The 25,665-nt window shown below is 58.1% G+C and carries 20 protein-coding genes; 9 read left to right on the forward strand and 11 right to left on the reverse strand.

The genetic code is table 11. The features are described 5' to 3' along the window. Positions 1 to 53: 53 nt before the first annotated feature. Positions 54 to 680: a hypothetical protein gene (locus G538_RS0102840; RefSeq protein WP_029068121.1), complete on the reverse strand. Its 627-nt coding sequence runs from the start codon at positions 678 to 680 to the stop codon at positions 54 to 56. Between the two features lie 618 nt (positions 681 to 1,298). Here G538_RS0102840 and G538_RS0102845 point away from each other — a divergent pair. The 5 genes from G538_RS0102845 to G538_RS0102870 all read left to right on the forward strand — a co-directional run bounded on the left by G538_RS0102845 (position 1,299) and on the right by G538_RS0102870 (position 6,230). After that, positions 1,299 to 2,585: an ABC transporter permease gene (locus G538_RS0102845; protein WP_029068122.1), complete on the forward strand. Its 1,287-nt coding sequence runs from the start codon at positions 1,299 to 1,301 to the stop codon at positions 2,583 to 2,585. Beyond that, entirely contained in the window at positions 2,582 to 3,340 is a 759-nt protein-coding gene (locus G538_RS14775) for an ABC transporter ATP-binding protein (protein WP_051196497.1), read from the forward strand. The genes G538_RS0102845 and G538_RS14775 overlap by 4 nt, the downstream gene beginning before the upstream one ends. Positions 3,341 to 3,343: 3 nt before the next feature. Next, positions 3,344 to 3,976: a hypothetical protein gene (locus G538_RS0102855; protein WP_169514082.1), complete on the forward strand. Its 633-nt coding sequence runs from the start codon at positions 3,344 to 3,346 to the stop codon at positions 3,974 to 3,976. 80 nt (positions 3,977 to 4,056) lie between these two features. Then, positions 4,057 to 5,571: a sensor histidine kinase gene (locus G538_RS14780; protein ID WP_084618002.1), complete on the forward strand. Its 1,515-nt coding sequence runs from the start codon at positions 4,057 to 4,059 to the stop codon at positions 5,569 to 5,571. Next, the gene (locus G538_RS0102870) at positions 5,568 to 6,230 is read left to right on the forward strand and encodes a response regulator transcription factor (protein ID WP_029068124.1); all 663 of its coding nucleotides are present in this window, start codon (positions 5,568 to 5,570) and stop codon (positions 6,228 to 6,230) included. The genes G538_RS14780 and G538_RS0102870 overlap by 4 nt, the downstream gene beginning before the upstream one ends. A gap of 66 nt (positions 6,231 to 6,296) precedes the next feature. Here the strand turns inward: G538_RS0102870 and G538_RS0102875 are convergent, their stop codons facing one another. Next, positions 6,297 to 7,226: an ATP-binding cassette domain-containing protein gene (locus tag G538_RS0102875; RefSeq protein ID WP_029068125.1), complete on the reverse strand. Its 930-nt coding sequence runs from the start codon at positions 7,224 to 7,226 to the stop codon at positions 6,297 to 6,299. Further along, the gene (locus G538_RS0102880) at positions 7,223 to 8,035 is read right to left on the reverse strand and encodes a hypothetical protein (protein ID WP_029068126.1); all 813 of its coding nucleotides are present in this window, start codon (positions 8,033 to 8,035) and stop codon (positions 7,223 to 7,225) included. The genes G538_RS0102875 and G538_RS0102880 overlap by 4 nt, the downstream gene beginning before the upstream one ends. A 523-nt stretch (positions 8,036 to 8,558) precedes the next feature. Here G538_RS0102880 and G538_RS14785 point away from each other — a divergent pair. Then, positions 8,559 to 12,266 (forward strand): TM0106 family RecB-like putative nuclease, encoded by a 3,708-nt coding sequence (locus tag G538_RS14785; RefSeq protein ID WP_051196498.1) that lies wholly within the window; start codon positions 8,559 to 8,561, stop codon positions 12,264 to 12,266. Here G538_RS14785 and G538_RS18200 read toward each other — a convergent pair. The 7 genes from G538_RS18200 to G538_RS0102920 all read right to left on the reverse strand — a co-directional run bounded on the left by G538_RS18200 (position 12,224) and on the right by G538_RS0102920 (position 19,208). After that, a complete protein-coding gene (locus G538_RS18200) occupies positions 12,224 to 13,387 on the reverse strand; it encodes a hypothetical protein (RefSeq protein WP_029068127.1) in 1,164 nt (387 codons plus the stop codon). The genes G538_RS14785 and G538_RS18200 overlap by 43 nt on opposite strands. A 1-nt stretch (position 13,388) precedes the next feature. Further along, complete coding sequence (locus G538_RS14790) at positions 13,389 to 14,387, reverse strand: vWA domain-containing protein (RefSeq protein ID WP_051196499.1); 999 nt, start codon at positions 14,385 to 14,387, stop codon at positions 13,389 to 13,391. Next, positions 14,384 to 15,436, reverse strand: coding sequence for a vWA domain-containing protein (locus G538_RS14795; protein WP_051196500.1), 1,053 nt, complete (start codon positions 15,434 to 15,436; stop codon positions 14,384 to 14,386). The genes G538_RS14790 and G538_RS14795 overlap by 4 nt, the downstream gene beginning before the upstream one ends. Beyond that, entirely contained in the window at positions 15,436 to 15,957 is a 522-nt protein-coding gene (locus G538_RS0102905) for a hypothetical protein (protein ID WP_157544274.1), read from the reverse strand. Before G538_RS0102905 ends, G538_RS14795 begins: the two co-directional genes overlap by 1 nt. An 87-nt stretch (positions 15,958 to 16,044) precedes the next feature. Then, on the reverse strand, positions 16,045 to 17,172 hold the full coding sequence (locus G538_RS0102910; protein WP_029068129.1) for a CAP domain-containing protein: 1,128 nt from the start codon (positions 17,170 to 17,172) through the stop codon (positions 16,045 to 16,047). A 107-nt stretch (positions 17,173 to 17,279) separates the two neighbouring features. Continuing rightward, positions 17,280 to 18,200 (reverse strand): DUF58 domain-containing protein, encoded by a 921-nt coding sequence (locus G538_RS0102915; RefSeq protein WP_245566770.1) that lies wholly within the window; start codon positions 18,198 to 18,200, stop codon positions 17,280 to 17,282. Between the two features lie 9 nt (positions 18,201 to 18,209). After that, positions 18,210 to 19,208, reverse strand: a complete 999-nt coding sequence (locus G538_RS0102920) for an AAA family ATPase (RefSeq protein ID WP_029068131.1) — start codon at positions 19,206 to 19,208, stop codon at positions 18,210 to 18,212. A gap of 131 nt (positions 19,209 to 19,339) precedes the next feature. Between G538_RS0102920 and G538_RS14800 the strand changes: the two genes are divergently transcribed. Continuing rightward, the gene (locus G538_RS14800; protein ID WP_051196501.1) at positions 19,340 to 21,373 is read left to right on the forward strand and encodes a bifunctional copper resistance protein CopD/cytochrome c oxidase assembly protein; all 2,034 of its coding nucleotides are present in this window, start codon (positions 19,340 to 19,342) and stop codon (positions 21,371 to 21,373) included. Positions 21,374 to 21,455: 82 nt separating this feature from the next. Here the strand turns inward: G538_RS14800 and G538_RS17670 are convergent, their stop codons facing one another. Further along, positions 21,456 to 22,679, reverse strand: a complete 1,224-nt coding sequence (locus G538_RS17670) for a lytic polysaccharide monooxygenase (protein ID WP_084618005.1) — start codon at positions 22,677 to 22,679, stop codon at positions 21,456 to 21,458. A 358-nt stretch (positions 22,680 to 23,037) separates the two neighbouring features. On the opposite strand from G538_RS17670, the gene G538_RS0102935 reads away from it, so the two are divergent. Both G538_RS0102935 and G538_RS0102940 read left to right on the forward strand, forming a co-directional pair. Then, positions 23,038 to 24,912: an NHL domain-containing thioredoxin family protein gene (locus G538_RS0102935; RefSeq protein WP_245566771.1), complete on the forward strand. Its 1,875-nt coding sequence runs from the start codon at positions 23,038 to 23,040 to the stop codon at positions 24,910 to 24,912. Between the two features lie 51 nt (positions 24,913 to 24,963). After that, positions 24,964 to 25,662: an HAD hydrolase-like protein gene (locus tag G538_RS0102940; protein ID WP_029068134.1), complete on the forward strand. Its 699-nt coding sequence runs from the start codon at positions 24,964 to 24,966 to the stop codon at positions 25,660 to 25,662. Positions 25,663 to 25,665: the final 3 nt, after the last annotated feature.

Consider the following 25,665-nt stretch of genomic DNA (forward strand, 5'->3'; position numbering starts at 1 on the left):
CCCTTTGTGGTTGTGCGATGACGCTACGCCGGCGCGGCTAACGTGCGGCGGGTTTAGGCTGCAACTGTTAGTGCGAGGCGCCCATCAGCTGGGGTGAACCCGACTGCTTCGTAGTATTTGCGGGTTGGCGCATCGACGTTTGTGGGTGCCATGACGCGGGTGAGGCCGCGTGAGGTGAGTAACCCAGAGTCTTGGAACAGGTAACGCCCGGGGGAGAAGTCCCGGAAACGTGGGGTGACGTAGTCCAGGAGGATGTGCGCGGTTCCGTCAGCGTCTGTGTTGAGCAGAACCAGCCCGACCGTTTCGTCATCGTGGAGCACGAGGTGAGCTTCAGTGGCGGGGGTGTTGTTCGCCGTGAAGTCAGGGTGCGTAGCGGCGATGTCTGTGGCGTGCTTGGTGAGCAGAAACGCGACGTAGGCGTCATCGGGGCTGACGGTTACAACCGTGTAGGCGCGCTCGTTTTCTTTCGCTGCGAGAAGTTTCCGCAGGTGATAAATGTTGATAATGGCTAGTACGGCGTTTAAGCCGAGGATTGGCCACACTGCGCCCATGAGCGCGTACACCACGGAAATGGTGCAACCGGTCAGGTTGAGCACCCGCAGCCGTAGGATCCGGGTCTGCAATAGCGAGACCACGACGATTCCCGAGCCGACCCACCCGAGTACATCCAACCAGTTCATGTGTTCCTCCTTGAGAATGTGCCCTTAACTGTACGACGGCGCACACCCTTTTGGGGAGGTACTACGGCTCACTGTTTTCAAGACGTTATGCGCTTTACCCTCCAGCGGTATCGGAATCCGTGATGGGGGCGTGATGGGGGCGGTGTGTGCTTCGTTTGCTAACCCGCTTTCTCCCAATTGACACCCTGCCCAGCAGCACTCACTCGCATGCGGCATGTTTTGGACTTGTGTGGCACGTTCTGAACAGCACACACAAGCCCAAAACATGCCACACAGGGGTGGCTCTCAAGCCGCTTCTCGATGTGCGCCCGGCGTGCCGTAGAACGCCCTGCGTCAGGGGCGTGTTGAAAGGGCCTGACGTGCAGAGATGTTCGAGATGACTCTTCCGTTTCAGGTGCGTTACCTGCTACCATCCAAGTGGCTTCAATAAGACGAATTCTCGCTTTATGTCCAAAAGGTAGTTCGTCAACCTATTCAGACACTTATCTACTCCCGGTTATGTAACCGATGACCGAATTTAAGGGAAGGCATAAATCGCATTCGCGCACCTTTGTGGACTTTGCAGGGTGGCGTTGAAGGTGGAGGCGGTTTAGTTCCCATGCGTTAAAGGAATTTTTTATGATTGCGTTTGCACTGGAACTACGTAACCGCAGGCTTTTACTGTGGACGATTCTCGTAACTGGCCTATGGGTGGCCTTACCTTTTCTTGGGTTCTACGAGAGGTGGAATGACACGCTGTACGGGGTGTCCATCTGGAGTAACGTCGCCCTATATTTCGCCGGCCCTATTATTGCTGCGGCTAGTGCTGACCTCACCCTTGAGCGTAGCCGTGGGACACTTCCCACGGTGATGTCCATCAGTGTGCATAGGTTCACGTGGATTAATGGAGTGACATGGCTTGCTCGGGTTACAGCACTGCTCATTGTCCCTATGGTGATCACAACAGTTCTCCTCACAACTATCGCGCTCATACAGTCACCTGATCAGTCCAGCGTGTGGACATATCACCTAACAACTCTTGCTATGGGGCTGGCGCTGATGGGTGTCGGCCGCGCGATGGCGGGGTTAACAGGCTCACGCATCACAGCTCCGATCTTGGCGTTCATCTTTGCACTAGCCTTGAGTCAGTACATTCAAGTGGTGCCGGTGACGATCAAAACGTGGCTCATGCCTAACCCGGCCTATGTTGCATTGTTCGGCGTGATGGTCTTCGCTTTAGTTGTTTTTGGGGACTTATTACTGGCAGTGCGTAGGAAGAAGCGTGAACGCAATTCACGTGTCGGTGCTGTCGTTGGGTCGGCGCTTGCTTTAGGTGTCGCCTTGAGTTGCGTGGCATTGATGCAAGTGACGCCGCCAGAAAAATTACGCCCATCGCCAGGAGATGGTGCTTGTATTACCACTGTGAAAAACAATTATGTGTGCGCTTGGGTAGACGATGACCATTTGCTTGAAGAATGGGTTCAGTTAAGCGAGCGCTACGAAAATCTCATCGCTGACGTTCATGGTGTCAACCAGAAATTTACGCTAACAGAACCACAACTTGATCTTTCTGATGAAGGCGCCCAAGTAATTGTCGTTGAGCCACTTGAAAAAGGTAATGATGGGGCATATATGGTAAGTCAGTCGCTGGCGTTTTCCCTCATCGAGGACTGCACAGCGATGACATCAATGACAGAAGATGAAGATGAAGATGAACGGTTATCTTTCCTGACCATAGCTGTTCTTGACGCAGCAACGAGCTACATGTCTAAGCTCCCTCCTCCTCCATTTGTCGCTGACCCAAACGCACCATATTTCGAACAGGCTGATATCGCGGTCCGGGAGTTGTTGACGAAGAGCGACGCGGAGCAAGTCGATTGGATTCAACAAGCGTTGGTAGAACGAAACGAGATGTGCACACGATGACCATTCAACAGCGCACTGTCAAAGCCGCCGCAGAACTTGACGGGGTCACACAGAAGTACCGGAACCGAACTGCTCTAAATATTGACTCACTGACTTTACTCAAGGGGATCACTGCCCTCGTCGGCCCCAATGGTGCGGGGAAGTCAACTCTCATGAGTATCCTGTCCACGGCTCGTCGTCCCACAAGTGGACACGTCACCATAGACGGCATCCCTACTACGACAAGGTCCCACATTGTTGATGCGCGGCGTGTCATCGGTTACCTGCCGCAAGGTTTCAGCGTTGACACCAGCTTCCGTGTCGCGGATCTTGTTGCCTATGCTGCCTGGTTAAGAGGTATCCCTGGTGAGGAGATCCCAGACGCTACAAAAAAAGCGTTAGAAAAAGTTGATCTCATTGATCGCAGTCGTGACAGGATCAAGAAACTGTCCGGTGGGATGTTGCAACGGGTTGGAATTGCCACAGCAATTGTGGGTGAGCCACGATTAGTCATTCTTGACGAACCGACTGTAGGTCTTGACCCCCGCCAACGGGCCTTGTTCCGTGAGGTCATTAGAGGCATCTCCAATGCAGCTGTTCTTGTCAGCACTCACCTCATTGATGACGTCGACGCTCTTGCTGACCGGGTTGTGCTTCTAGAAGACGGCGAAGTTCGTTTCAACGACACATTGGAAACGCTCAAAGAACTTGCCCCAGCGCAGCACAGTGCGCATTCTGATCTTGAGGCCGCATACCTTGTTGCAACGAGTCAGTGAATCATGGTTGTCATCAAAAGGGTTTCCAGTTTATTTTTGCTTAGCCGTCGAGCGGTAACACTAGGCCTTACCGGTGTAGTCCTGTGTGTGGGAATCGTTGCCACCTTTGATGTTGGTTATGGCGTTGGCGGAATCGTTGGTGAGCCCACCCCAATTTCTCATTTGCTACCGATCGTATTGGGCATTCTGATTGGGATGAGTGCAACCTCATCACAACCGAGCCTTGAACAACTTGCTGGCACGCGGCTAACAGTTGCAACAAATCTAGCGATCTTGGGGCAAACTGTGCTGTGGTCGGCGGTGCTGTTTGCAGGGATTGTATTCTCAACAGCCGTACAGGAATTACCCTTACCGACCAGTATGTATGCGATGTTTGTCCTCACTATGATGACGTCCGCTGGATTGGCGTTGCTGAGTTCCATCGTGTTCTCACCACGCTTGGCGTGGATTGTGCCCGGTGTTTTCCTTATTGTCACACTTGTTGGGCAAACGGAGGGGAACTACTTGGAACCATCTGTTCCATATGCTTGGAACATCGCAGTCTTGGAACCAAGCGCCCTCACACTTACCATCGCGACAGCGTCCTACTGCGGTGGCGTCGCGCTGTGGAACGCCCTGCGCTATCGGCGGACGTAACAAATGTGGGGGATAACCCCCATACGGGTCGGGCGTTTACCGGATAGTGGCGGCTGGTAGCCTGCTGACAGGATGAACTCATGACCACAATAGATCCCCAGGCTTCACCTGCTGGCGCTAAGGCGCCAACTGTGCGCAATCCACAGCAGAGGCCGCCCGCGAGCACGCCCACGCAGCCGTCGACATCCGCGACTGGGTCCCAGCCGCAAACGCAACCGCTAACACAACCGCAGCCGCAACTGCCGCCGCATTCCCAAACACAACCACAACCACAGCCACAGCGCGCGGTTTCTCCGCGCGGTGGGGTGGGAGCGTTGTTTGATCCTGCCACGTGGAAAGCGTTGGCTTATCACACGGTGTTGCTATTTCTTGGGCCGCTCGCGTTTGTTTACGTCGTGACAGCAGTGTCGTTGGGGCTTTCTCTGGCGATTCTTACGTTGGGGCTCATCATCGCCGCGGGCATGATTTTGGGTGCACGCGGAATTGGTGAGTTTTACCGCCAACTCACTAACAACCTGGTTGGCACGGATATCCCGGCCCCGGCGCCACTGCGCCGCAGGAGGGGTTTTGGCGGGTTTTTGAAATCCGGTTTGATGGATAGTGCCGGTTGGCGTGCATTGTTGTTCATGTTTTTGACGTTCATTACGTCGATGTTCACGTTTATTGCCACTGTCACAGTGATGGCGTTGGGTTTTGGTGGGGCGACTTACGCGTTGTGGTACCGCTTTCTGCCTCTGCAACAAGCATCGGATGGGTCTTTTCATCGCGGTGCGCAATTCAATGGAACTTTCTTCATGGACACCCCGGAGCGGGTTGCTGTGATGACAGTTGTTGGCGTGTTGCTCACGGTGTTTGTGTGGCCTGCTGTGAATAACGGGTTGGCGCGCGGCCAGGCTGCGCTTGCTGCCGGGTTGCTTGGGCCTACTGCGGTGAGCCGTCAACAGCAGCAGTTCCAGGAGGAACAGTTTGGCGCGATGGAGGAAACGAGTGATCAGATGCGTTCTATTGAACGTGATTTGCATGATGTCACGCAGGCGCAGTTGGTTGCTATTGCGATGAAGCTTGGCGATGCAAAAGATCGGTTGGCTGCGGGGGAGCAGGGGCAGGCGGTGGAGCACATTATTGCGTCGGCTCACGCTACGTCGAAGAGTGCGTTGACGGATTTGCGGGGACTTGTGCAGGGGATTCACCCGTCGGCTCTTGATGCTGGGCTTGGCCCAGCGTTGTTGTCGTTGGCGTCGAATAGTGCTGTTGCGGTGGATCTTGACCATGATATTCCGGATGGTATTGCTCCTGTTGTGGAGGCAACGATTTATCATTGTGTCGCGGAGTTGCTGACGAATGTGGCGAAGCATTCTGGTGTTACCCGTGCTCGGGTGATTGCTTACACACACGATGACGATGTGGTGGTGAAGGTCAGTGATTCCGGTTGTGGGGGTGCCCATATTGGTGGCGTTGACGGCACAGGGACGGGGTTGGTGGGGTTGGCTCGCCGGGTGTCACGTATGAATGGCACTCTTGACCTTGATTCGCCTGCTGGTGGTCCAACTGTTGTGACGGTGCGACTTCCTCGCCATTCGCCGGTGGCTCAATGAGGCTTGCCCTGGCTGAAGATTCAGCGATCTTGCGGTTGACCCTCACAGAATTTTTGACTGGGCGGGGGCACACCGTGGATGTCAGTGCCGCTGATGTGCCAACACTTATGGCAGGGCTGAAGAGCACCCCGGTGGATGTGGTCATTATGGATGTTCGCATGCCACCCACCTTCACCAATGAGGGAATTATTGCGGCCCTTGAGTTGCGTCAACGCACCCCGGGCATCGGCGTTTTGGTGTTGTCTCAGTACATTGAGGCGTTTTATGCGTCGCAGTTGTTTGCTGGGCAGCCGGACGGGTTGGGGTATCTCTTGAAGGATCGGGTGGCTGAGGCGGACCAGTTTTTGGGTGCGTTGGAGCGGGTTGCGGCGGGGGACACCGTGTTGGACCCGGAGGTGTTGCGGCGATTCATTGGGGCGTCAACTAAGCGCGATGTCATGTCAACGTTGACTCCTCGGGAGCGCGAGGTGCTTGAACTGATGGCGCAGGGGCGCACTAATACCGCGATTGCTCATCAACTGTGTGTGTCGTTGGGAACGGTTGAAAAGTATGTGACAGCGATTTTTTCGCGCCTTGATTTGCATCCTGGGCATGATGATCACCGCCGGGTGCTTGCCGTGTTGGCGTTTCTTGGGGTGACGGCGTCGACTAACTTGTGACGTCAGCGGCCTAGTGCATCCTGATGCGTTGTCGTAGGCGCGGCAAAAGGTTGAGCGTTTGGGCGGTTAGTAGGCGCTCGCTAGGGCTGCTTGGTATGCGGCGTCGAGTGGGGTGTCTTCTTCGTAACCTACTGGTGCACTGTCAACGAAACCTTGCACGGTGTCATGGGCGAGAATGCGACCTTCGTTGAGCACCATGATGTGGTCGGCGAATTGGGCAGCTTCGTGAATGTTGTTCGTGCTGATGAGGACGGTGCCTGCACCGGTGTGGCGAATCAGTTGCAGGTAGTTGTCCTGTTCGCTTGGGTTGAGCAGCCACCGGGTTGGTTGGTCGAGGAAAACGAAAGCTGGTTGCGCAACACACGCCATGGCGAGTGCGGTGCGGGCGCGTCGGTCGGCGTTTGCCCCGTGTCGGCGTGCCGGGTTGTCACGAATTCTGCTTTTGCGTATCCGAGCTATTGAGCGCACCCGCTTGTTGTGGACTGAGGTGAGCCCCATCGTGTCAAGGGTTGTGCGTGCGGCTTCGCGGGCATCGTGTCCGTTGAGTCCACGTAACCAGGCCGCGTTGGTGACGAGCGAAGCGATGGAGGTGGTGTGGTCGATGGACACGTCAGTGGGAACATATCCGATCCGTGACCGTAGCCGCGCCAACGCTGCTGAACCGCCCGGTTCACTGCTCGTTTGCCCGCCGGTCAGCGCCCCGCCTAGGGCGGGGGTGCCACTGGTGAGGTGGGATGTCGCTGTTGAGCGGCCGCCGAAGGGCACGCCACCTACAGTGACGGTGCCCATGGTGGGTTCTTCGAGGGTGGATAGCACCCGTAATAGCGCCGATGCGTGTGTGTGGTGTGGCCCCACAATTGCGGTCACACCGGGGGTAATAGTCGCCTCTTCGATGTCGAGGACGACGTCACCATTTTCTACATGAACAATGTCACGCAGGTGAATGTCGCGCCCAAGTGGTGCGCTGTGTGTTGGGATAGCAAGGTAGTTACTCACGCGGGGATGTCCTTGGTGGAAAAAGTGGAAATGCTGGTGTGTGCCTGCTCAGCGGTGCGGGTAATGGACACTGTTTGCGGTTGTGCGAGAGCCGCGACAGTGAAGGAAATCGCCGCAATGATGATCAGAGTCACGGTGATTGACCGGGCGCGGGACGCGAGTGTCGGGCTGTGCCGTTCATACCGCAGGCGTGAGGAAAAGTACGCCCCAACGATGACGCACACAATTCCGCAGCTCGTGATGGCGTAGAACCACGGGTTCACGGTTGTATACGGTGCGAGAGCTAACACGGGCATGCGGTGGTATAGGGCGAGAGGGAACATCGCCCAAAATGACAGCACCCCAGCGAAAGCGGATAGTGCGGTGAGACCACTGGCAAGGTGGCCAATCGCAACTGCCGTGATCATAAATATCAACGCAATGGTGTAGAAGATCCACATGTCCGGGTGTACGGCTGCTGTGGAAAAAGGCTGAGTTGCCACTGTCGCTGTCACGGCGACGAGCATCGGCGTGATGGCGAAGAGTAAAACGTGCGCCAAAAATATGGGGACAAACTGTTCGCGGTGGCTGCGCACACTAAGCACCTGGTGTATGGCCATTGTGCGAGTGGTGCGTTCGCCCATAACGGTCGCTGACGCCCACGCTGCAGCGATACTTGCCGGTACGGCGCCGAAGAGTTCAGTAAAGACGAGTAGGCCTGACCACGATCGTTGGGATAGTAATTGCGGGGTGACACACCACAACACGGTAATCAGGATGCACCACACCACAACGTAACGGTTGGTGAGTTCTGCGCGGAAAGCAGTCACAAGGCCCTTTCGATGCTTGTGCCCTTACGCACCACTACGTGGTGCCTGACCAGTGTAGGAGCCGGTCACGGGCAAAACAGGTGCACGGTTGATGCCCGCAGTGGGGTGAACTGTGCAGCCGCGATTATTTCACGGGCGCTGCGGGGCGAGTAGCGGCTCAACTCCCCACCTGATCCCTGTACCCTTCCAGCGCTCCCCGAGTTCCCTATTCCCCCGATACCCCTATTCCGCCGAGATCCTAGATCTCGCACTGAGATCCTTGTCCACGGTGAGGATCTCATGCCGACATCTAGGATCTCGGCATGAGGGAGTGGGAAGTAGGCATGACGTGGTGTGTGACGCGGGGGAGACGTGGTGGTGAGGGAGTGTTGTGTCGCTGGAGAATGCCACAGCCCATGTCAGAGACGTACGGTAGAACTCGCACTAACGCACACTCGCACGCAACGCATCAAACAGCAGCACGTACCTAACAGCACCCCGTACCGAATAGCCGTAAGTAACGCAACACACTCAGGAGCGCCGTATGACCACCCACCCCCTCACCTACACGGTGACGGACCTCGTCACGGCAGCCCGATGCGAGTATGCGGCCATCCGCCGCTTCGAGTTGCGGCAAGGGTGGCGGTTGCCGCCCTGCGGCGCAAGAACAGCCCAACAGTGCGAGGCCCCCGATTGCCCAACGCATCATGATGCCCTCTCGGAGCGGCTCACCACACTGGGTGACACTTTCGAACGCACCACCCTTGAAGAACTTCTCACCCAACACGGCACGTGGACCCCAGGTAGCCCTGGTGGGCTTCTGAACTGCGACACTCTTGACCCCGTTGACCTGCCTGACATCGTGGAACGCGCCATCACAGACGGTGTGAACGTCATTTACCAACTGCCTGTCGTTGATGGTCCGTTACGGGGTCGCGCGGACTTCCTCATCCGGCAACCCGACGGCACTTATGCGCTGTGTGACTCGAAACTCTCACGCACAGCGCAACCCACCGCGATCCTCCAAATCACCGCGTACGCTGACGCCCTGACCCGTGCTGGCCTCCCCATCTCCCGCATCGGGCACCTCATGTTGGGGTCAGGAACCACCACCAGCCACTCCGTGACAGATATTGCGCCAATTTGGCGGCGACTGCGTGAGCGCTACCAACACCTCATGGAAACCCGCACTCCCGATGCGCCAGTCACTTGGGAACCCGGCCAACCTCCACCCGGAGTGACAACGTGTGGCCGATGCGCCGAATGCGACCAACAACTGCACCCCGCCCGCGATGTGCTGCTCGCCATGGGGGTGACCACCACCCACCGCGCCCGCCTGCACCGGGCCGGAATCACCACCGTGGACGCTTTAGCGACACTGCACCCAGAACCCACCAACCCACACCTCACCGTGTCAGCGCAAGACGCCTCGCGCATCGGCATAAACCAACGCACCCTGACCCGCCTTGCAGCCCAAGCGGCACTGTACCGCGACGGTGAAAACACGCCACCACCAGGGTTATTACGGATCATCGACCCAGCGCCCTTCACGCTGCTGCGAAACCCAGACGAGGGTGACATCTTCTTCGACTTTGAAGGCGACCCCCTCCACACTGAACCCGGTTCCCACGACTGGGGTTTGGAATACCTCTTCGGGTGGACAACCCGCACCCTCCGAGCCAACGGCCAGCCCGAGTTTCAGGCCTTATGGGCGCACTCACGCACCGAAGAACGCCACGCTTTCGAACAGTTCATTGACTACCTCACCAACCGGGTCACCACCCACCCGCACATGCACGTCTACCATTACGCCCCCTACGAAACCGCCGCACTGAAACGCCTCGCCGTGCGGCACGCCACCCGCGAAGATGAACTTGATGCACTCCTACGCGCAGGAGTTTTTGTTGACCTGTACGCCGTTGTCCGCGGGGCGCTGCGCACCTCCGGGACATCGCTCTCGATCAAAAAACTTGAACCCTTCTACGCGCAACGCCTCGGTGCACTGCGTGAAGGAGTCACCAACGCCGGGGACTCGATCGTTGAATACGCAGAAGCCAGATCAGCTCGCGACGCCGGAGACCACACCACCTTCACCAACCGGTTGCGCCTCATCGAGGACTACAACCACTACGACTGCGCCTCCACTTACCACCTGTACCACTGGCTCATAGACCTCGCAGATGAACACAACATCACGTGGCGCCGCCCCCAAACCCTCACCGCTGCGGGGGACAACCCTGACGGGCTGGACCTGTCAACGCCTTCACTGAACCCCGCCGACGCCCCCGAACCTGGCAGCGCCCCACACGTCGCCGCCCGGTTGCGCACTCACATCGACACCCTCACACACGCCTGGCACAGCAGCCTCGCAACCAACCCGAACACCCCCGAACCACCAGAACTCACGGTCGCCCGCATGGCGTGGGCAGGAATTGACTACAACCGCCGGGAAAACAAACAGTACTGGTGGTCCCACTTTGCGCGCCTCGCCGACCCAGTCGACGAATGGAGCGGTGGCGACACATTTGTCGCTGCGCGAGGTGAGGTGCTAGATGACTGGCACCGGCCAACTGCACGCTCAGCGCTGACCCGCACCTTGCACCTCACGGGTGACTTACAGCCAGGTAACAAACTCACCGAAGGCACCAAGGTGTACACGGTGTATGACAGCCCAGCCCCGCTCGGTTTGAAAACCTCAGAAACGGCCATGCGGGCGTGGAACTCATCCTCCGTAGAAATTACCGATGTCGCCCCAGACCAGGTGCGCCCCTCACGAGCCGCCGTGACAATCACCGAGAAACTCCCCAAAGGCGTCGAGCCCTTCACAGATATTCCGGTGGGGCTGGCCCCACCAGCCCCCATCAGCACTGCCGCTATTGACGCCCAACTCCACGCGTTCGCGGTCAATATCGCCGACGCCCTAGACCAAGCCCAAACGCTACCGGACACCGCGCGCACCCGGCTGCTGCTACGCCAGGGAAGCACCATTGCGCTCGCGGATTTCCCAGAACGTTCCAGCGCGATAACGGCGTGCCTTGAACGTGATGACCCTGCGGTGGTCGCTGTTCAAGGGCCACCGGGTGCGGGGAAAACATATGTGGCGTCGCACATTATTGCTTCTCTTGCGCGTCGAGGATGGAATATTGCGGTGGTCGCTCAGTCGCACGCAGTGATTGAGAATGTGTTGTCAGCGGTGCTGAAACGCAGCCCTGACCTTGAGGGGCGCATCGCGAAGAAAGCCCCGGCGGGTGGGGAACTGCCACAGGGGATTACTGCCGTTGAGCCAGCCCAGATTGGGGGGTTTTATCAGGAGAACTCCACGCAGGGTGTCATTGTGGGGGGCACTGCGTGGCAGTTGTCGCGTGATGATTTTGCGCCGCAAGATGGGTGGGATCTTGTTGTTATTGATGAGGCCGGGCAGTATTCGTTAGCTAATTCTTTGGCGGTGACTCATGCGACCCGTCGGGTGCTTTTGTTGGGGGATCCGCAACAGTTGCCGCAGGTCAGTCAGGGTGTTCACCCGGAACCTATTGATGAGTCTGCCCTTGCGTGGCTGGTGGATGGTGCGGCGATTCTGCCGCCGGATCGCGGGTTTTTCCTTGATGAGACGTGGCGTATGCACCCAGACCTGACCGCCCCGGTGTCGCAGTTGTCGTACAGCGGCCGGTTGCGTTCTGTTCCGCAGACAGCTCAGCGGTTTGTGGAAGGGGTAGCCCCTGGCTTGTATGGGGTTGCGCTCCCGCATGAGGGGAATGTGGGGTCGAGTGCGGAAGAGGCCGATGCGATTGTTACGTTGATCCGCCACCTCATTGGGCGGGCGTGGCAGCCTGATGAGCGAGAGCCACAGCGCCCGGTGGAACCCGGTGATGTCATTGTTGTGGCCCCATATAACGCGCAGGTGCAGTTGCTGCGCAGTGTTTTTGACCGCGCTGGTTTGTCTGATGTGCGGGTGGGGACGGTTGATAAGTTTCAGGGCCAAGAGGCCCCTATCGCGGTGTTGTCGTTGACGACGTCATCGGCGGATGATGCCCCTCGTGGTCTGGAGTTTGTCCGGAACCGAAATCGTTTGAATGTTTCTATTTCGCGGGGGCAACATTCAGCATTTGTGGTGTATAGCCCCGCACTGCTTGAGGCGCTCCCGTTGGATGGTTATGGCATGGAGGAGCATGGGGCGTTTCTCCGGCTCCTTGGTGAAGCCCACGTGTGGGATCACCAGGGTTTGTTGTTCGCCCCGGAGCCGCCACCGAGGTAGCCTTCAGTTTCTTCGCGTTCTTGCTGACCGGCTCGGTTGCGTTCTTCGAGTTCAGCTTGCCGGTCTTCTTCGCCTTCTGCAGGTGATGGTGTCTCTTCTTCACTTTCACCCTCGCCGGGGTCAGCATCGCCTTCGCCGTCTTGCGGGTCTTCCTCGTTGTTGCCATCAGAGTCGCCTGGGTCGGCAGGTTCTTCTTCTTCTGGTTGTTCAGGCTCGTCGCCCTCAGAGTCGCCTGGGTCGGCAGGTTCTTCTTCAGGCTCTTCTGGTTCGGGTTCCTCGTCCATGGGGGGAGGGGGCGTTTCCGTGGTGCGTAGTTGCTCGAGGATCTCTTCTGTGCGCGCGATGCGTTCGTCGAGTCGCGCGCTTGCCCCGGTGAGGTCGGGGCAGGCAGTTTCAGCGCGAATGTCACGGGCTGCTGTGAATGATTCGAGGGCTTCTTCAAAGACTGGTGTGGCCGAGGTGCGCAGGTCGTTGATTCGTTCGGCTAGTTCAACGTATTCGCGGATCTCGACGCGTTCAATTTTCTCAATGAGAGTGAGGAACTCTTCGAAGAGTGGTTCTCCCTCGGTGAATGAAATGTCGGCCAGTTGCTCGTGGGTCAGTGCAAGGTTGTGGTTGATTTTGCACAGCGGGGGTAGGTTGTTTGCTTCGGTGATCCCGGCGAGAGTCTCGTCGTTGGGGAGTTCGGGTGCGAGTTCACGTGCTTGGGTGAAGTCTTCAAGTGCTTTGGAGTAGCCACCTGCACGCAGGCCCGCTGTCCCGGCGTTGTACCAATCAACCCATTTATCCATTGGTCGCCACTTGCTAGTGAGCGATGTGTGATCGCGCAATGATGCGTCGTAAGCACCTTCCACGTAGGCGCTGTTTGCCAGGGAGGTGGGCAAAAGAACTGAGCCGATGTACCCGATGATGACGAGAACGGCGACCACTGCTGGCAGTGTGGTGAGCAGCCACCGACGTCGAGTTTTTTTCAGGTCGGCGCGGATCTCCGGGCGGTCTGTTGGCCGTATTGATGCTGGTGGTGGGGGTACGGGCAAACCGTGTGGTGGTGGGGGTACGGGCAAACCGTGTGGTGGTGGGGGTACGGGTAAACCGTGTGGTGGTGGAGGTTGCTGGCTCATGTCAGCCCACCTTTCGTGCGGCGCGGCTCGTTTGGTAAGCCAGTTCCCACAGGAGGAGGAGGCTCATTGCAGCGGTGAATGGCCAGATCATCAGTTGAGGGATTTCCACGACTCTGCGCCCTTCGGACACAATGAGTTCAGGGTCAAAACCTTCTGTGAAGTCGGTGAGGTCTTGTTGTTCATTGAGCATCACGTGCGGGACACCAAGTTCTGTGGCCAGTGCGGCAATATCTGCGGGGTCTGCTTGGGAGATCGCTGGGTCACCAGTGCTCCAGTCCACAATGTATTCGTCGTCAGCTTGGAAGCCGGAGGGGTCATAACTTTTCATGCGCCCGCCATCTTCTGTGCCGTATCCCAAGACTGCACCGCCATCAATGTATGAGGCTAGTGGTTCAAAGGTGGGGCGTGGGGTGTCCGTGGTGTTCTCGCCATCGGTGAACACGTACAGGATCCGCTGGTTTTGTGGGTTGCGCTCGGCTCCTTGGGAGAGTGTGCGCTCCAGTTCGCGATATACCCGTTCGAGGGAGGACCCGGCGGAGTAGTAGGTGATCTCTTGGTTGAGGGAGGTCACCCAGTTGCGGATCGCGGTGGTGTCGGTGGTCAGAGGCATCTGCCGTGACGCGGATGAGTCAAAACTGATGATAGAGAACCGCGCACCGGCTAGCTCGTCCAGGATGGTGGCCATGTCCTCACGCACCCCGTCGAGGCGTGGAGAGGAACCGTCGTAGTCTTCGGCGGCCATAGACCCTGTGCGGTCAACAACAAAGTACACGTCAAGGTTGGTGCTGGCAGCTTCTGTGCCAAGTTCTAGGCGGGAGGGCCCGAATGCGATAAAAGATGCAAGAACCACCATCACCGACCGTCGGAACCACAGTGTCCGTTGAGCGCGAGTGACCCCAGGTCCGGTGAGGTCACGGAACATGAGGTAGCCAAATCCGGTGATGACTAGGGCTACAGCGATTAGGAGCGCTGGCAGGGGGGCAAGGGGTTGGAAGGTCATTCGTTGATCCTCCGTTGCACCACAAAGAATCCGATGAGCCCGACGATGAGCCATAGGTACCACGGGCCAAGCACGTTGGTGGTGGTGATGATTGGGGCGGCGTCGAATAGCACGGCTTGTTGCGCTTGTACGTCGCTGATTATTGCGTCGATGGAGTCGGGGTCGTCGCTGAAGAAGTACATGCCCCCTGCTTCGGTGAAGGTCTCTCGGAACTCTTGTTCGGAGGTGGCGTCTCCACCACCGGCGCCGTACAACCCGATGAGCGAGATGTTGCGGGACAGTGCAAGGTCAGTGGCGTCTTGAAGAGAGTAGATCGGTTCGCCTTGGAGGTCATTGTCGGTTGCGAAGATGATTGACCGTGATCGTTCTTCTGAAGAGTCGGTGTCGAACAGTAGTGAACAGTTCGCGAGCCCGTCACCAATCAGGGATGACATGCCATCAACTGATCCGTTGGCTCCGGCGGTGAAGTACAGGTAGTTGTCGATGATGTCTTGTCGGCTGGTGGCGAGTACCCGAGGGTCTAGCGCTGTTTTCGCTTCTTCGAGTTGTTCTTTGACTAGTGCGTAGTCGTCAGTGAGGGGGAAGACGAGGCGTGAGGTGGAGTTGAAAACTGACAGGGCGATGCGTTCCCCTTGGAAGCTGTCGGCCAGGGTGGAGAAGAAGTCCACGATTTCTTGGTCGTAGGCGATCATGGACCCTGACACGTCGAGGCATAGCACGATGTCTCGGTTGGCTAGGCGCGGGTCAACCTGTTTGATTTCGACGGGCTTCGCGGTGACGAAGGCTGCGGCGCATAATGCCCCGACGGTCACGAGGATGCCGGTGGCTTGGAAGAAACGGTAGCGGCGGCGTTCCTTCGCGAATGATGGCAGTGAACTGAGGTAGTCGCTGTTTGCGACCCAGATGGTTTTGTCATCGCTGCGGGTATCAGCTTCGCGGCGTCGTTGCACCAGGATGGTGATGACGATGACGGCGAGAGCTATCCCGAGGAAGGCGGGGATCACCCATGGCCAGGTGAGTTCGCGGGTTGCGTTGAGTGCGTCAGTCATTAGATGCGCTCCACCACGTTGAGTGCGTCGTGCACGGTGATGCTGGTGGGGTCTTCTTGTCCGTCATCGTGGTGTGCGGTACCTTCCCGCGAGAATGCCGGGTCGTAGCATCGGGCAATCACTGTCGCGACTGGGCCAGTGGCAGGGTGGCGTTGTAGGTCCGACAACACCATGGTGTCAGCGTTGATGCCTAATCTGATGCGGGTGTACTCACGCAGTATGGTGCTTAGTTGCTGGTGCAGGTCGCGGTCGCTGATGGCCCCGGTGTCCCGTTGTTGTGCGAGTTCTGTGATCCGGTCACGGTACACCTCGCGCATGGTGGGGCTGCGGTCTGCCATGAACTGCCGGTGATCATCAACAACGTTTGCGTGGCGGGCAAGTACGCGACGTTTTGTGAGGTAGGGGATCAGAGATAGCCACACGATTGTTACGGCGGCAAGGACAACAGCGACCACCAGCCATATTGCTGGGTAGGCCGTTGGGTCGATGATTTCCTCGAGAGCCAAGTGAGTCCTTGTCAATGGATGAGCATGGGCTAGGTGCGCGTGCACCTAGCCCATGCTACTTGGCCTTACCCCCATGAGGGGTATGGGTGGTTCAGTTGTGGATTACTTCACGCGAACGGTCTTGACCTTGCTAGTGGCTGGTTTGTAGGTCGTGGTTCCGGCAACTTTGAGGCGAAACTGGTAGGTTCCTTTTTTTGTCACGACCGGGTATTTCACGGTTGCGCGCCCTGTTTTTGAGCTTGGCTTGTACCGTTTGATGGTGACCCAGCGGCTTCCTTTTTTCTGTTGCAGGGCAACAGTGCGCTTGGTGGATACTGCAATGACGTCTTTACCGGCGGCCACACGTTTCGCTACCGTGGTGCGTTTCTTGGCGTTGTACCCAGTGATTTTCTGGGCTTTTTTAACAACCTTGATGGTTTTGGTTTTGCTGACTGTGGCCTTGTGGGTGGATGTTCCACTGTGACGAACACGGTAACGGTAGGTTCCGGCTTTGGTGTGTTTGGGGTACGTCACGGTGGCGCGACCGTTTGAGGAGCTGACGGTGAAGGTTCGTACTGTTTTCCACTTGCCGTTGGTGAGTCGTTGGAGTTGGACTTTCCCTGCGCGGGGAGCCACCGTGACAACGTTCTTTTTGGGCGTGGTGTTACGTGCAACTGTTTGCGATGCAGTGCTGTAACCCTTCAGAGCAACGGTTTTAGCGACTTTTTTCTTGGGGTAGGTGGCAAAACGCTGAACCATGTAGAGGTATTTGCCGTCTGGGCTGCGTTGCCAGGCCACGGCGATGTGGGTCCATTGGCCGCGCACAATATTTGCTTTGTGGCCGGGGGAGTCCATCCACATTTGCAAGAATCTCTTGGCGTCAGCTGATCCTGAGGTGTAAAGAATATTTTCACCAACGGACGATGCTGCTGATCGGGCGGTGGTTTTGTACAGGTTGGGGTCGTGGTACATCTTGGAGCGCAGGTTGTTTTTGGCGAGGAATCCCGCCCATTTCGCACTGCCCTGTGTGGCGTACTCTGCGACGGCGAGCTTGGATAGTCCGCGTGCTGCCCGGATTCTGTTGGTTTCTTCGACGACTCCACGACTGAGTGAGTCGAGGGAAGCGAGGGACCTGGTGGTGTCAATGCTTGGTGCTGCGTTCGCAGATGGCGCTGTGACTGCTCCGGCGACGATGACGAGAGCTGCACTGACGGCGACGGTGATTGACCTCTTGAGGCGTGCGAAAGCCATGGCTTCCCCCTGGCGGTTGGGTACAAGTCACCATCCTTATCGGCCAGAAGAGGGGTCAAGTTTAGGCGAACACTGACACGTTAAAGCGTCAGTATTCTTTGATTGGGTTAGCTGAGGTGTTTTTGGCGGCGTACAGCGGCGGTGAATCGGACGATAGCGTCCTGGGAAGAGTCAATAACAACGTTGACTATGCCGTTGCGCTGTAGCAGTTCAACGCTTTGAGCGCGCCTCTGACGTACATAGTCGGCAGCTTCGCTTTGAATGTTGAGCCGCTTCGACAGAAAAGGCGGCAAATTCAGACTGCGATCTACGTCACGTACGGTGTGTCCGTCGCCGAGCCGAGCCCCAACAAACGGAGAAGCATCGGAAACCTGAAGCACGAGCACTTCGTGGCGCACCTTCAAGTGACGCAGTAACTCTTCATGCTCAGGAGCTGGCCTGGTTTCATCCGTAATAAGAATGACTAAACACCGACGGTGAAACAGCGACAGTGTCCTCTTAATCGGAATCGAAATATCCCCGGCAGGAGCATCCACCGAAAACAGGGTGGTTAATTGGGCGAGCATCACCTCAAGGTCTTGAGTTGATGCTCGCGGTGGGCGGTGAATAAGACGTTCACTGTCCCCGGCAACTAACGCAACCCGGTCACCACGGTCACGGGCCACATACGCAACGAGCGAAGCCAAAAACACGGCAGTGTCCCCCTTGGGGACACCCCCCGAGGACACTGCAGCCATATTGCGCCCGATGTCCGTGACTAGCACCACGGACAGGTTCGATTGCTGTTGGAAGCGTCGAATAATGGGAATCCCAGCGCGGGCTGAAGATTTCCAGTCAATGTCCGACACATCATCGCCAGGGGAGTACAGCGACAAGTCATCGAAGTCTTGCCCGTGGCCCTTGAAAATTGACCGGTGGTATCCCTCCAGCAACCCAGCGGCACGTTTCAGCACTGGAAGATCAATGTGCGCACGGATCTGCGCCAACCGTGCGGTGTTGTTGATATCGCGGCCCTGCGGGGTGCTCATGAAGGCGCCTTACGGTGCTGGAACAGCGTTGAACACGGCATCAATGAGGTCTTCAACCTGCACATTATTGGCAATCGCATCGAAGGTGCGCACAATACGGTGGCGCAACACGCGGTGACGAATCAGTTTGATGTCATCGGGCACAACATAGGCGCGCCCGGCAGCCACTGCCAACGCTTGAGCGACCCTCATCAACGCAATCGACCCACGAGGGGATGCGCCCACCCGAACTTGCCCAGCAAAACCAGGGATAGGAGTCGGCCCGCCGCCACGTGTGGTGTTGATCAACGCGACGATATACCTCTTGATGGAATCATCCACGTAAACCCGGTCAACAAGTTGCTGCAGGTGCTTGATGTCCGGCAGCCCAACAGGCGGCAACTCGATCGGAGCGTCTTGTGCGCCAGTGGATACACGCGACAAGATTTCCACCTCATCGCTGGCTTCTGGGTAAGTCAGTACCTGCTTCATGAGGAACCGGTCCATCTGCGCCTCAGGCAACACATACGTGCCTTCTTCTTCGATGGGGTTTTGGGTAGCTAACACCATGAACGGGTTGGGCAGAGGGTACTCCTGCCCGCCAATGGTCGTCTGCTTTTCTTGCATTGCCTCAAGCATCGCGGACTGTGTTTTCGCTGAGGACCGGTTGATCTCGTCAAGCAACACAACGTTCGCGTGCACTGGCCCCAACTGGGTAGTGAACGACCCCGTACCGTAGTTATAAATCTGGGTACCAACAATGTCGTTGGGCATCAGGTCAGGTGTGCACTGAATACGGTGGAACGTTCCACCCACAGCCGCAGCTAGCGTTTCCGCCGCCGTTGTCTTAGCAAGACCAGGAACTGATTCCAACAAAATGTGACCGCCAGCCAACAGCGACGACACCAACGAAACCCGCAAATCCTCCTGGCCCACTACCTTCGCATCGAAGATTGCATTAATCCTGCCAACGACAGAACCAGCATGCGCGAGTTCCTCTGAACTGATGTTGCCCTGACCGCGTGCCACAGAAAACGACCTTCCCCTTGGATACCGAGCACAAGTATGCCAGTGATCGCAGCAGCAAAATAGCGGAACAACACACCATGTGTTTCTTCACAACCCCGCCCACCACCCGCTCAGCACCCTAGAGTAAAGGAGTGGCAGCACAATCAAACACCCGCGCGCGCACCCTCCTGACAGCATTCGGTGGTGCGCTCATCGCCGCCACGGCGGCTCTCGTCATCGCCGGCACCTACACCGCCGCGTTCGCCCCGCGAGGCATCCTCGACCCCGGCCCCCTCGTCCGGTGGGGAGTGTCCGCAGCGACCCTAGCCAGCGAACTCAGCATCGCCGTGGTCATCGGCGCACTGACCCTCGCAGTGTTCATCATCCCTGGCGGGGGCACACCACGCCGCAAACACCGAACAGCAGGGCCCGACGCCGCCCTATACCGCACCACCGTCGCCATAGCCGGATGGGCCGGTGTCGCCTGGACACTCAGCTCCCTAGCACGGCTCCTCTTCCAAGGCGCCAACACTGTAGGAACCCCCCTCACCGACCCAGCATTCGGTGACCAATGGCTGGTGTACCTCACCCAAATCCCCTCCGGTCAATCACACCTAGCGATCACCCTCATCGCAGCCATCATCACCACCATCACCCTGTTCATCCCCGGACCGGTACTGAGCATGTGGCTCCTCGTAGCCACCCTCGCCCCCCTCACCCTGCTCTCCCTCATGGGGCACGCAGCAGGCACCGACAACCACGAACTAGCCGTCTCAGCAATGTTCCTCCACCTTGTGGGCGCAGCCCTGTGGATAGGCGCACTCGCCGCGATCGCGATCCTCATCCTCGCCGCCCCCAGCAAAGAACAATGGCTCACCCACACCGTGCGCCGCTACTCAGCAATAGCCGGATGGTGCTTTGCGCTGGTTGCCGTGTCAGGCATCGTCAACTCCGTGGTCCGACTTGGCGGACCCGATGCCCTCACCAGCACATACGGTCAACTTGTCATAGCGAAAATAGTGCTGTTCCTCGTGCTCGGCACACTCGGGGCCCTCCACCGCCGCCGCGTAGTCACCCAACTCACCACAAAAAGCCGCACCATTCCCGCACTGTTCTGGCGGCTCGTCGCCGTAGAACTCATCGTCATGGGCGCAGTATCAGGGGTGTCCGTAGCGCTTGGCGCATCAGAACCACCCGTCGGAGAAACCGCACCCGCATCACCGAGCCCCGCCTACCTCCTCACCGGCGCAGAACTCCCCCCAGAACCAACCGTCGCCCGCTACTTCACCCAATGGAGCCTCGACGTACTCTTCGCCGTGGCCTGCGCAGCGGGACTATGGGTCTACCTCAGCTGGGTGTGGCGGCTACGCGCCCGCGGCGACGCCTGGCCCTGGCTCCGCACCGCATCATGGTGCACCGGAATGGTCCTGATGTTCTGGATCACTTCAGGTGGCCCCGCCGTCTACGGCAAAATCCTCTTCTCCTCCCACATGCTCATGCACATGCTCATGGCCATGGTGGTGCCCATCTTCGTGGCACTAGCCGCCCCCGTCACCCTCCTGATGCGCGCCGTACCCGCCCGCACCGACAACTCACGCGGCCCCCGCGAATGGGTGCTCGGCATCGTGCACTCACGCTACGGACGGTTCTTCTCCCACCCCATAGTGGCAGCCATCAACTTCGCCGGGTCCATGATTTTGTTCTACTACACGCCACTCTTTGACCTAGCGATCACCACCCACCTGGGACACATCCTCATGGTGGTGCACTTCTCCCTCGTGGGGTACTTCTTCGTTAACGCCGTCGTGGGGGTCGACCCCGGCCCCAACCGCCCCGGCTACGCGCAACGCCTCCTCCTCCTGCTCGCAACCATGGCGTTCCACGCATTCTTCGGGGTCAGTCTCATGGCGTCCGATGCGCTGCTGGTCCCCGACTGGTTCGGCAACATGGGACGCGCCTGGGGCGACCCCGCGATCGTGGACCAACAAGCAGGCGCTGGCATCGCATGGGGAATTGGGGAAGTCCCAACAGTGGCGCTCGCAATCACCGTGGCGGTGCTCTGGGGGCGCAGCGAAGACAAAATCGCGCGCCGCCGCGACCGGCAAGTCGACGAATACGGCGACGCTGAACTGGACGACTACAACGCCATGCTCCAAAAAATGTCCGAACGCGACGCGCGCTCGTAACTCGCCGGTCTTTGCCGTTCAGTGCGCCCGATGCGCGTGCGGGGTGGGGGCGGTCGGCACCACCCCGCACGGGGTTAGTGGGTTACTCCCAAATGTCGCAAGGTTCACCGTTGAGCAGAACCGATTCCGGTTCGCTTGGTGCTCCCTGCGCGAGGTAACCAAACTGCACTGTGCCGTGGTGCGCAATGGTGGAGTTCCATTGAGCGTTACGGAACGTGGCAGTTTGAGCGGTCTGGGTGACAGTGGCATTCCACGCCTGCTGGACGTTTTCCGACCCGGAATAGCGCACTGCCAGTTCCCAACCAGATACGGCATCCATCGTGTTGTTTGCGACAGTCACCTCAGCGGTGTGTCCTGCGCCCCAAGAGTTCACATCAAACTGCACCGCGCATGTTGCGGGGTCAGCCGGGCCGCCGTCGGAACCTGAACCGTCACTTCCGTCACCGTCAGATCCTGACCCGTCTGAACCAGATCCGTCGCTGCCATCGCCGTCAGATCCTGAGCCGTCGCTGCCATCGCCATCGGAGCCGTCTGAACCTGACCCGTCGCTACCATCACCATCTGAGCCTGATCCATCAGACCCTGACCCGTCACTTCCGTCCCCATCCCCACCGGGGAAAACAACGTCGGAGCAGTTGTAGAACGATTCGGGTGAGTCAGTGCGCTCCCAGATGGAGAAAATGAGGTGTTGTCCGCTGCGTTCGGGCAGTGTGGCATCCCATTGATATTCAGGTCCGGTTGGCCCGTTCACGATGGGTGGGTCAAGGACTTCATCGAACAGTTCGAGGTCATCCCACGCGAGTGGTTGACTGGGGTCCCATCCTTCTTTAGTGATGTATTGGTACCACCAGCCTGGATGTGGCACGGTCGCTGCGTAACGGAAGGTGATGTCGTCACCTGATTCCAGCGCGGTGGTGGGCCAGTGTGGTGATGGGGTGTTGAACTTGTCGAATTGGATACCTGGGCCGCAGAGTTTCCCGTCAGGGATGGTTTCTTGGTGTCGGCCTGCCACGAGCGGTAAGAGGTTCCCGTACCAGGTGTAGAACGGGTAGTTGGAATATGCGAGGGCTTCTTGGCATATGGGGTTGTTTGGCACCATGTTGCCGCCTTGGCCGATGGCGTTTCCGCCAGCTAGACCGTCAAGGTAGCAGTTGTAGGTGCGTGTTGCGGGGAACACCATCCCGCCGTGTGACTGGGCTGGAGCGGTAGCTGTTGTGACTGCCCCGACTGCCAGGAGACCGGCGACGGCTCCTCCGGCTGCTATTTTCTTCCACTTTTGCTTCCATGAAGCCCACCACGTTTCCATATTTCCCCCTGAGCTGTGTGTTGTGAATCTTGCTGATCTGTTGTGTCGCTGGCTCTGCGGACTGCCTCGAGCCGGTTGTGCCCGTTGGTGACCTGTGCTGACAGCAGGTGTCGTTGGTGTGTGCCGTCTGCACAAGCGCGGGCTGCTTGGCTGAAGGTGCCACAACCCACGCGTCTTTGGGCGGGTCTGGCACTTGCTAGCCTGCCGTGAATTTGTGTGATGTGCACTATCTGAAACGATTAGGCGCCCAGATTCTCACCCAACTGTGGGCGTGCATCGGCTGCTTTTGCTCGAGGTGATGTGCACATCACAGGATCGAAGATGCGCAGAAACCCGTTGCGGGTGTTGACTTAGGTACGTGACTTCTCCAGTGTCTTCTTCACAGTCTTTGGCACGCACTGATTTACCGCGGGTGCGGGCGAGCGAATTGGTTGGTCGTGGGTGGTTAAACACCGGGGGACATGATCTGTCCCTTGCGCAACTCCGCGGCAAAATCGTGATCCTCGATTTTTGGACGTTCTGCTGTATTAACTGCCTTCACGTTCTTGACGAGTTGCGTGAACTTGAGGCTGCGCACCGCGATGAGCTGGTGATTATTGGTGTTCACTCGCCAAAGTTTGTGCATGAAGCTGATCCAGTGGCACTCCGGGCGGCTGTGGAGCGCTACGAGGTTCACCACCCGGTGCTTGATGACCCTGACCTCACAACATGGCAGGCATATACCGCTCGCGCTTGGCCCACATTGGTGATGATTGACCCTGAGGGTTACATCGTGGCTCATATGGCAGGTGAGGGGCACGCCCCCAATATTGAGAAGATCGTTGCCAAACTCATTGCTGAGCACGATGCGAAGGGCACGTTGCACCGCGGGTCTGGCCCGTATGTTCCCCCGGAATCCACGGCTGGGGTGCTGAAGTTCCCAGCTAAAGCTGTTGCGCTGGATAACGGGCATTTTCTTGTTGCTGATGCTGGCCACCACAGTGTGGTGGAACTTGCCGCCGATGCGCACACCCTGATCCGCCGCATCGGCAGCGGGGTGCGCGGTTTGGTCGATGGCGATGCCACTACCGCGCAGTTCAGCGAACCCAACGGGTTAGCTCTTGTTCCGCAAGCGTTGCGTGAGCAGGTGGGTTATGACGTTGTTGTTGCAGACACCGTGAATCATGCGTTGCGTGGGATCCACCTGGAGTCTGGGGTGGTGCGCACTCTGGCGGGGAATGGCCGCCAGTTTATGGTGGGCGGGTTTGAGAATGAGGGGCGTTTGACGTCACCGTGGGATGTGATGTGGTCCCCGGTGCGGCAGGTGTTTGTTGTTGCGATGGCGGGGAACCACACGTTGTGGTCGTTTGACCCGGTGACCGGTGTGTGCCAGCACATGGCTGGGACCATGAATGAGGGCCTTGTGGATGGCGCTGCTGATGAGGCGTGGTTTGCGCAACCTTCAGGGTTGGCAGTGACCGGCGACGCTGACGATGAGCGGCTGTGGGTTGCCGATTCGGAAACGTCCGCTGTGCGGTGGATTGATGGAGATAACGTCACGCACACCGCCGTTGGTGCGGGCCTGTTTGATTTCGGGTTGCGTGATGGTGATGCGGCGCAGGCTCTGTTCCAGCACCCTCTTGATGTTGCAGTACTCCCAGATGGGTCTGTTGCGGTTGCGGACACGTATAACGGTGCGGTGCGGCGCATCGACCCGGTTGCTGGGACGGTGAGTACCTTGGCCACAGGATTAGCTGAGCCGTCGGGGATTGTGGTGCAACATGACGGTGAGTCGTTGACGTTGCTTGTGGTGGAGTCCGCCGCGCACCAGCTCACGGCATTGTCGTTGCCGGGCAAGTTAGTGGGGGAGATCCTCAATACCGGTGCTCACCAAACCCAACGTCCACGGTCCGATATTCGTTCGGGCACTGTGCAGTTGGAAGTGGTGTTTACCCCCGCTCCGGGCAAAAAGTACGATGACCGCTACGGTCCCTCAACGCGGCTGAGTGTGTCGGCGACCCCAGCGAACCTTCTTCTTGAGGGGGCAGGGGATTCGGTGGAGCTCCTTCGGACACTTTCCATTAATCCTGAGGTTTCACAGGGTGTTCTTCACGTCACAGCCCAAGCGGCGAGTTGTGATGCTGACCCGGCGATTGAATTTCCGGCTTGTCACCTTGCCCAGCAGGATTGGGGTGTTCCACTTCGCATTTCGGATGACGGCGATGGGGAGTTAAACCTTGCGCTCCTAGGGTGACATTGGTCGCACCGGGGTTGTCGTCGGGCGAACGTGACATACATTCCTGTTATGAGTTCATTCCGCGATGTACTGCTGGTGGATCTGGACGGGACCCTGACGGATTCTGCGCCAGGGATCATCGAATCGATCACCTTTGCGTACCAGACGCTGTTCCTGCCCGTGCCCTCCATGGAGGAGTTGCGGTCTTTTGTGGGCCCACCGTTGCACGATTCGGCGGCACGCCACGGTGTGCCACCTGAATTGATGCCAGAGTTTTTGTCTGCCTACCGGGTGGCTTTTGTTGACGGTGGCATGCTGAATAACTCGGTGTACGCCGGGGTGCGAGACATGCTTGAGGGTCTGTCTCAGCAGTACCGTTTGGTTATTGCCACGTCGAAACCTGAGGTGTTTGCCCGCCAGATCATCCGACACTTTGGGTTGGATCAGTTCTGTGAAGCCGTGTGCGGTGCTTCGTTGGATGGCGTGCGCTCAACGAAGGCTGAGGTTATTGCTCATGCTTTGGAGACGCTGCGTACCAGTGAAGCGGGACTGCCAGGGGATGCCCGCATCACCATGATCGGGGATCGGGAGCATGATGTTCTTGGTGCAGCCGAACATGGGCTGCCCACCGTTGGTGTGCGCTGGGGTTATGCGGAGCCTGAAGAGCTTGAGAACGCTGGCGCGGTCGCTATTGCGCGTAAGCCTGCTGAGGTTGCTGGGCTGGTGGCAGCGGTGCCACACAGTAGACGAGCATCGGCTGTGTGCTGATTT

It is taken from the genome of Jonesia quinghaiensis DSM 15701 (genome assembly GCF_000423205.1).
Lineage (GTDB): Bacteria > Actinomycetota > Actinomycetes > Actinomycetales > Cellulomonadaceae > Jonesia > Jonesia quinghaiensis.

Excerpts from the sequence above, each read along its gene's own strand:
- G538_RS0102940 (WP_029068134.1), top strand. The coding sequence starts at position 24,964 with ATGAGTTCATTCCGCGATGTACTGCTGGTGGATCTGGACGGGACCCTG.
- G538_RS18200 (WP_029068127.1), bottom strand. The coding sequence starts at position 13,387 with ATGAGCCAGCAACCTCCACCACCACACGGTTTACCCGTACCCCCACCA.
- G538_RS0102845 (WP_029068122.1), top strand. The coding sequence starts at position 1,299 with ATGATTGCGTTTGCACTGGAACTACGTAACCGCAGGCTTTTACTGTGG.
- G538_RS0102915 (WP_245566770.1), bottom strand. The coding sequence starts at position 18,200 with ATGAGCACCCCGCAGGGCCGCGATATCAACAACACCGCACGGTTGGCG.
- G538_RS14790 (WP_051196499.1), bottom strand. The coding sequence starts at position 14,387 with ATGACCTTCCAACCCCTTGCCCCCCTGCCAGCGCTCCTAATCGCTGTA.
- G538_RS14795 (WP_051196500.1), bottom strand. The coding sequence starts at position 15,436 with ATGACTGACGCACTCAACGCAACCCGCGAACTCACCTGGCCATGGGTG.
- G538_RS0102840 (WP_029068121.1), bottom strand. The coding sequence starts at position 680 with ATGAACTGGTTGGATGTACTCGGGTGGGTCGGCTCGGGAATCGTCGTG.
- G538_RS0102910 (WP_029068129.1), bottom strand. The coding sequence starts at position 17,172 with ATGGCTTTCGCACGCCTCAAGAGGTCAATCACCGTCGCCGTCAGTGCA.
- G538_RS0102870 (WP_029068124.1), top strand. The coding sequence starts at position 5,568 with ATGAGGCTTGCCCTGGCTGAAGATTCAGCGATCTTGCGGTTGACCCTC.
- G538_RS0102855 (WP_169514082.1), top strand. The coding sequence starts at position 3,344 with ATGGTTGTCATCAAAAGGGTTTCCAGTTTATTTTTGCTTAGCCGTCGA.
- G538_RS14785 (WP_051196498.1), top strand. The coding sequence starts at position 8,559 with ATGACCACCCACCCCCTCACCTACACGGTGACGGACCTCGTCACGGCA.
- G538_RS17670 (WP_084618005.1), bottom strand. The coding sequence starts at position 22,679 with ATGGAAACGTGGTGGGCTTCATGGAAGCAAAAGTGGAAGAAAATAGCA.
- G538_RS14775 (WP_051196497.1), top strand. The coding sequence starts at position 2,582 with ATGACCATTCAACAGCGCACTGTCAAAGCCGCCGCAGAACTTGACGGG.
- G538_RS14780 (WP_084618002.1), top strand. The coding sequence starts at position 4,057 with ATGACCACAATAGATCCCCAGGCTTCACCTGCTGGCGCTAAGGCGCCA.